This window comes from Arcticibacter sp. (assembly GCF_053551015.1).
In genome coordinates, this window is sequence record NZ_JBMQOB010000014.1 from 39,562 (window position 1) to 45,775 (window position 6,214).

Consider the following 6,214-nt stretch of genomic DNA (forward strand, 5'->3'; position numbering starts at 1 on the left):
AGGGTACCCTTATATTAAAATAATTATACCATGATGTTATTCCCAGGTATTCAAAAGGATGAAAAGCAGCGTAAAGGAAACACCGAGTTCTTTTTCAGCTGAGTCTTTCAGTATTCGCATGGAGCGCACCATATGCTTCTTTATGGCATCGCGCGTGATGCCGAGTTCCTCTGCTGCTTCATCATACGTTTTGAACTGCTGGCGGCAGAGCCGAAAAACCTCCACCGTTCTTGGCGGCATACGGTTCAGAACACCCTCAATAAACTGAAGATACTCCCTGGTGTAAAGCATGTTTTCACTTGGACTGGCATCTGCCTGATACGCAGAAAGGATCATGCTCATGGCTGATTGTTCGCGGGAAGCCTTCTTCAAAAAGTCTATACACTGCCTTTTGGCGATGGTGAACGCCCATGCACCGAATTCGCTAACTCCGGATAGCTGTTCACGCTGTTCCCAGATCTTGATGAAAACGTTTTGGCAGATATCGTCGGAAAGCTCCTCAGACCGCAGATATTTTCTGATAAAAGAGCAAACAGGGGGACCGTAATGTTCATAGACTACCTTAAAAGCGGTCGTATTACCGGCTGCTATGTCCTGAAGAAGCGAAAATTCGTCCCTGTGCTTCATTTTTTTACCTTCTTTCTTTAAGAAAGCCCGTATCATTTCACTAAAACTAGAAAAAGTTAATGAATTTCAAGCGAAAACACGGTAACAAAAATTGGCCAGTTCCTCAGTTGGTATGCAAGTTTAGGAAAGCTTCCGGGCATAATGATGTGCAACGCACCCATTTTCGAACGTGCGCGTATGTATCAGTTTTAGTTTTAAGAAGTCAGTCAGGCTTCCCGCAGGAAACCAGGGTCTCCCCTGACCCGCAATAACAGGATGAACAACCAGGTAGAATTCATCAATGAGTCCAGTTCTAACTCAGGCAGCATACTATTTAGCCCCTGCGCCTGACTCAGTCCTGTAATACTTCTTCCGGAGCCAGAATGCTACGTTAACCAGGGCTATCAAAGCGGGCACCTCTACCAAAGGTCCGATTACCCCTGCAAATGCCTGCCCCGAGTTTATTCCGAATACTCCTATAGCTACGGCAATAGCCAGTTCGAAATTATTCCCGGTTGCAGTAAATGCAATGGAAGTGCTCCTGGAATAATCCGCTCCAAAGGATTTGCCCATGAAAAAGCTCACCAGGAACATGATGGCAAAGTAAACCACGAGGGGAATAGCGATACGAATTACGTCCCAGGGAATTTGTACGATCAGTTCGCCTTTGAGGCTAAACATGACCACAATGGTGAACAACAAGGCCACCAGCGTAATCGGCGAAATGAACGGAACATATTTTTCCTGGAACCACTCTTCCCCTTTCATTTTGATTAAAGCATACCGGCTGATGATACCTAGTGCGAATGGAATACCCAGATAAATACCTACGCTTTCAGCTATCTGACCGATCGTAATCTCTATCTGAAGGGAATCAAGTCCGAAATAGGGCGGCAATACGGTGATGAAAATATAAGCATAAACGCTATATAGTAAGACCTGAAAGATACTGTTCAAGGCAACCAACCCGGCTCCGTATTCACGATTTCCTTCTGCAAGCTCATTCCACACCACCACCATGGCAATACAACGGGCAAGACCAATCAGGATCAGCCCAGCCATATATTCAGCATAATCACGGAGAAAGAAAATGGCCAGGAAGAACATCAGTACCGGCCCTACTACCCAGTTGAGGAAGAGTGAAGCACCGAGTACTTTGGTATCTTTGAATACTTCGCCCATATTTTCATACTTTACCTTGGCGAGAGGTGGATACATCATCAGGATCAATCCGATCGCCAAGGGGACATTAGTAGTGCCGGACGAAAAGGAATTGATAAAGCCGGACGAAGATGGCAGAAAGTAGCCTATCGCTACTCCAATAGCCATGGCGAGGAAGATCCATAGGGTTAAATACCTGTCTAGAAATCCAAGTTTTTTGCGTTCTGCTGCCGGAGCGCAATTTGTTGCTGACATAAATTCTGGTGTTATTTACGAAAGATGCCGCTTAACAAAATTTTCGCAATACACTTTTATCATATCCCGGACCCTGACAAATTCCTGGAATATTTCTTCTTCTGAGCCAGACGCTTTTGCGGGGTCAGGGAAGTTCTGATGAAAACGTTCAACCGTTCCGGGAAAGAAGGGACATGCCTCATTAGCATTATCGCAAACCGTTATTACATAATCAAACGGGATGTTCAGATATTCGTCAACATGGTTAGATGTATGCCCGGAAATATCAATCTGGTTTTCCGCCATTACTTTGATTGCTTTGGGATTTACTCCATGCGTTTCTATACCGGCGCTGTAGACAGCCGCTTTATCACCCGCAAAGTGTTTTAAATATCCGTCTGCAATTTGACTTCTGCAGCTGTTACCGGTGCAAAGCACTAGAATATTTTTCATGTATCTTGTTTAAAGGTTGAGAAACCATCCTGAGGTGTTTACAGGATAATTCCATTAATTTTAATTACAACAATTTGTTCCACAGCACGCCGCTCCTTCAGGCGCTGGCTTTTCTGCATATACGGTAATGCTGAAGATCCCGGTATTGCCGGATGTAAAAGCAGCTATCTCGGATTCATTTAAATAATTCACCAGAATATCGTTCGGAATATGAATCTGCTTTTCTTTTTGGACGACAATGTTCTTAAACCCGTTTGATTGAACAAGTTCTAAATATTGATCTTTTTGAATTGCGCCGGAAACGCAGCCGGCATACATCTCAGCTGCAGACTGTAATCCATCCGGCAAATCGCCGATTAAAACCACGTCAGATATACTGAAATGTCCCTTTGGTTTTAACACCCTAAAGATCTCTTTAAACACACCATCCTTGTTTGGAACCAGGTTTAAAACACAGTTGCTTACAACCACGTCGGCCACATCAGACCTAAGAGGCATCTTCTCGATATCACCCTGTCTGAACTCAACGTTATTGAATCCAAGTTTATCAGCGTTTAAACGAGCTTTTTCTATCATAGCCGGAGTGAAGTCAATACCGATAACTTTTCCTTGTTCCCCTACTTCTGACCTCGCTACAAAACAATCGTTCCCGGCACCGCTACCAAGGTCGATAACGGTATCGCCCGGCTTCATCTTTGCAAATTCGGTTGGAAGTCCGCAACCTAAACCTAAATCTGCTTCAGGATTATAGCCCTCTAATTTCGTATAGTCATCGTTCATGATATTGTAGACTTCGGTGCTGCAACCACCCGCCCCACAGCATGACGACTGATTGGTTTCTTTATCCTGAAGTGCTATTTCGCTATACTTCTGCCTTACAAGTTCTTTTAATTGATCATCTGTTTTCATGACATTTGGCTATTAGATTATTGCAATATTGCGATACTTCTATTTAAATTTTTTTAGCAACAGGTTGTCGGCCCTTTGTACGAATGAAAGAATCCATCCAGTTCATTCTTCAAAGTCTCCCAAGCTTCGGGGTTAATACAATAACATACACTGGCCCCTTCGATGGTGCCTTGAATCAGTCCGGCGTTTTTCAATTCTTTTAGGTGCTGAGATATTGTGGCTTGAGCGAGCCCAAGCTCAGAGACCAGATCACCACAAATACAGGCATTTCTATTGATGATTTCCTGCAAAATGGCGATTCGTGCAGGGTGAGCGATTGCTTTTAATAGAATCGCCATCCTGTTCTGCTGTTCTGTAAATATTTCTGTTTTAGTCGCTCCCATTCATTGCAATATTACGATTATACTTTTATACTACCATGATTAGAATCAAAAAAATATTTCCTTAGGATTTGGCAGTTTGCCCTGAAAAACGATTACAAGGTCTTCTCTTCCCGTCCTTCTATCTCCCCTCTAAGTATGGACGCAGCTGGGTAGCTGAGTCAAAGCATGTATGCTTCTGCGCCTGTATCCATCCCTGTAACATTCTCCACCTGGCGATCGCTACCGTTTCCTGATTTTGGCTAAGCAATAGCCCGATTTCACTACACCAGGGAGTTGATGACTGATGACCTTTGCTTATATCAAAATTTAATCAATAATAAAATGAAACAGTCACAAACACCCATCATCAGCTTTAGTCCGGTTGTATTACCGGTTCCCGGTCGCCATGTAGACCTTGAAATGAAAGTTTCTTTTCCAGCGATCGGAAACAACCTGCCTGTCATTCTTCTATCGCACGGGCACGGCGCTTCTAACTTCCTCTCTTCTTACAGAGGATATGGCCCGGTTGCAGATTTTTTTGCCGCAGAGGGGTTTGTAGTCATCCAACCTACTCATCAAAATTCAAAAGCACTTGCGCTTTCTTCATCCCTTCCAGAAGCACCCTTGTTTTGGAGTTCACGGCCAGCGGACATGATATTCATTCTGGATCATTTAGACGAAATTATTTCAACAGTACCAGGCTTAGCCGGAAGAGTTGATAAAGCAAAGCTTGCAGCTATTGGCCACTCTTTAGGCGGTCATACGGTTGCTATGCTTGCTGGCATGGAGGTGAAGGATCCCTCAACTGGCAAAATATTGAATTTAACAGAACCACGGATAAAAGCTCCTGTACTGATTGGCTTACCTGGCGGTCCTGAAGGATTGAACGAAGCAGCTAGACATCACTATCCTGTATTGTCAGCTTCCGATTTTAGCACGATGAACTTACCAGCGCTCATAGTCAACGGTGACAAAGACAAGAACCCCATGTTCTCTGATGTGGACAACTGGCGAGCAGACGCTTATCATCAAAGCCCGGGTCCGAAAGATCTGTTGACAGTGTTTGGCGCTGAACACATCTTTGGGGGCATTTCAGGTTATGATGCCCACGAGACAAGTGATGAAGATCCGGGCCGTGTTGCTTTTGTATGTGAAACCATTCTTGCGTATATTCGGAGTACCCTTGATCCAAACGATACGAGTTGGGAACAAGCAAAGAAAAACCTCAACGGGGTACATGGTGCATTAGGCAGCATTGAAAGTAAATCATAAACAGACAAAATGAAGAATGACCTGTCTAACCATAGATTCAATTCTTTATCAAGGTTGCATAAGGCGCTGGGTATGCCGGCACCTATGCACCCCTTGGTGAGTTTGATAAATAATGCTGAAGGGACCGTTCCGCTGGAAAGGCTTCCCAGTCCCCACATTTTGAATTTTTACAAGATCTCCTACAAGACGAACTTCAGGGGCAAGTTCAAATACGGACAGCATTACTACGATTTCGACGAGGGGGGCTTGTTTTTTGTTTCGCCGAATCAAATCACAGGAGGCCACGCCCCACTCAGTGACCAGTCTGGCTATACTTTGCTTTTTCACCCGGATCTTTTACTTGGTTACGAACTCGCCAGAAAGATCAAAGAGTATGGATTTTTTTCCTATTCTGTCCATGAAGCGCTGCACCTATCAGAAAAAGAAAAAGTTACGATCATTTCAGTTTTTGAAAGTATTGAAGAAGAATTAAAGGGCAGAATTGATAATTTCAGCCAGGACGTTGTTATTTCTCAGATCGAATTGCTGCTCAATTATGCCAACCGGTTCTACAACCGGCAGTTCATCACCCGAAAGGCGGTAAGCAGCGATCTTCTTCGAAAAGTAGAAGACATTTTAAGTGCTTATTTTCAGTCAGCACAAGCGAAAAGGCCCGGGCTTCCAACTGTTCAGTTTCTTTCTGACCAGTTAAATGTCAGCTCAAGTTATTTAAGTGATATGCTTCGGTCACTGACCGGACAAAATACGCAACAGCACATTCATAACCACTTAATTGAAAAGGCAAAGGAACACTTGTCGACCAGCAATGCTTCGATAAGCGAGATAGCCTATGCATTAGGATTTGAACATCCTCAGTCTTTTAGCAAACTATATAACACTCCCCTAAATCCGGACCATTTGTTTAGTTAAAAAATTCTTAACTTAACTAAAGAGATGAGCAAGCAAATCCGACGCAAATTTACGTCTGCATTTAAAGCCAAAGTGGCTTTGGAAGCCATTAAGAACCAGCAAACTTTAGCCGAATTGGGTAAGAAGTTTGATGTAAGTCCGATCGTTATTTCGAAGTGGAAATCGGAGCTTTTAGAAAAGCTACCGGGTATTTTTGATCGTCCAGGATCTTCCTCCCAAGAGAGCGAAACGGTCGATACGGAGAAACTCTACGCCCAGATCGGGCAACTGAAAGTGGAGAATGACTTTTTAAAAAAAGTCTCAGCCAA

The 6,214-nt window shown here is 43.7% G+C and carries 9 protein-coding genes; 3 read left to right on the plus strand and 6 right to left on the minus strand.

Features of this window, described 5'->3' with window-relative positions:
* Positions 1 to 36: 36 nt before the first annotated feature.
* The 6 genes from ACO1NU_RS08310 to ACO1NU_RS08335 all read right to left on the minus strand — a co-directional run bounded on the left by ACO1NU_RS08310 (position 37) and on the right by ACO1NU_RS08335 (position 3,746).
* Complete coding sequence (locus ACO1NU_RS08310) at positions 37 to 627, minus strand: RNA polymerase sigma factor (protein WP_448818011.1); 591 nt, start codon at positions 625 to 627, stop codon at positions 37 to 39.
* A gap of 120 nt (positions 628 to 747) precedes the next feature.
* Positions 748 to 909, minus strand: a complete 162-nt coding sequence (locus ACO1NU_RS08315) for a hypothetical protein (protein WP_448818020.1) — start codon at positions 907 to 909, stop codon at positions 748 to 750.
* A 27-nt stretch (positions 910 to 936) separates the two neighbouring features.
* Positions 937 to 2,022: an ACR3 family arsenite efflux transporter gene (gene arsB / locus ACO1NU_RS08320; RefSeq protein ID WP_448818012.1), complete on the minus strand. Its 1,086-nt coding sequence runs from the start codon at positions 2,020 to 2,022 to the stop codon at positions 937 to 939.
* Positions 2,023 to 2,037: 15 nt separating this feature from the next.
* Positions 2,038 to 2,454 (minus strand): arsenate reductase ArsC, encoded by a 417-nt coding sequence (locus ACO1NU_RS08325; RefSeq protein WP_448818013.1) that lies wholly within the window; start codon positions 2,452 to 2,454, stop codon positions 2,038 to 2,040.
* Positions 2,455 to 2,514: 60 nt separating this feature from the next.
* Complete coding sequence (locus ACO1NU_RS08330; protein WP_448818014.1) at positions 2,515 to 3,363, minus strand: arsenite methyltransferase; 849 nt, start codon at positions 3,361 to 3,363, stop codon at positions 2,515 to 2,517.
* A 53-nt stretch (positions 3,364 to 3,416) separates the two neighbouring features.
* Positions 3,417 to 3,746, minus strand: a complete 330-nt coding sequence (locus ACO1NU_RS08335) for an ArsR/SmtB family transcription factor (RefSeq protein ID WP_448818015.1) — start codon at positions 3,744 to 3,746, stop codon at positions 3,417 to 3,419.
* A 276-nt stretch (positions 3,747 to 4,022) separates the two neighbouring features.
* Here ACO1NU_RS08335 and ACO1NU_RS08340 point away from each other — a divergent pair, with 276 nt between their 5' ends.
* From ACO1NU_RS08340 to ACO1NU_RS08350, 3 genes are all read left to right on the plus strand, one after another.
* Positions 4,023 to 4,997, plus strand: a complete 975-nt coding sequence (locus tag ACO1NU_RS08340; protein ID WP_448818016.1) for an alpha/beta hydrolase family protein — start codon at positions 4,023 to 4,025, stop codon at positions 4,995 to 4,997.
* Between the two features lie 9 nt (positions 4,998 to 5,006).
* Positions 5,007 to 5,906: a helix-turn-helix domain-containing protein gene (locus ACO1NU_RS08345; protein WP_448818017.1), complete on the plus strand. Its 900-nt coding sequence runs from the start codon at positions 5,007 to 5,009 to the stop codon at positions 5,904 to 5,906.
* 24 nt (positions 5,907 to 5,930) lie between these two features.
* Positions 5,931 to 6,214: transposase (locus tag ACO1NU_RS08350; protein ID WP_448818018.1), on the plus strand; the 284-nt coding region annotated here is incomplete at its 3' end.

Excerpts from the sequence above, each read along its gene's own strand:
- ACO1NU_RS08310 (WP_448818011.1), bottom strand. The coding sequence starts at position 627 with ATGAAGCACAGGGACGAATTTTCGCTTCTTCAGGACATAGCAGCCGGT.
- arsB (WP_448818012.1), bottom strand. The coding sequence starts at position 2,022 with ATGTCAGCAACAAATTGCGCTCCGGCAGCAGAACGCAAAAAACTTGGA.
- ACO1NU_RS08325 (WP_448818013.1), bottom strand. The coding sequence starts at position 2,454 with ATGAAAAATATTCTAGTGCTTTGCACCGGTAACAGCTGCAGAAGTCAA.
- ACO1NU_RS08330 (WP_448818014.1), bottom strand. The coding sequence starts at position 3,363 with ATGAAAACAGATGATCAATTAAAAGAACTTGTAAGGCAGAAGTATAGC.
- ACO1NU_RS08335 (WP_448818015.1), bottom strand. The coding sequence starts at position 3,746 with ATGGGAGCGACTAAAACAGAAATATTTACAGAACAGCAGAACAGGATG.
- ACO1NU_RS08340 (WP_448818016.1), top strand. The coding sequence starts at position 4,023 with ATGACTGATGACCTTTGCTTATATCAAAATTTAATCAATAATAAAATG.
- ACO1NU_RS08345 (WP_448818017.1), top strand. The coding sequence starts at position 5,007 with ATGAAGAATGACCTGTCTAACCATAGATTCAATTCTTTATCAAGGTTG.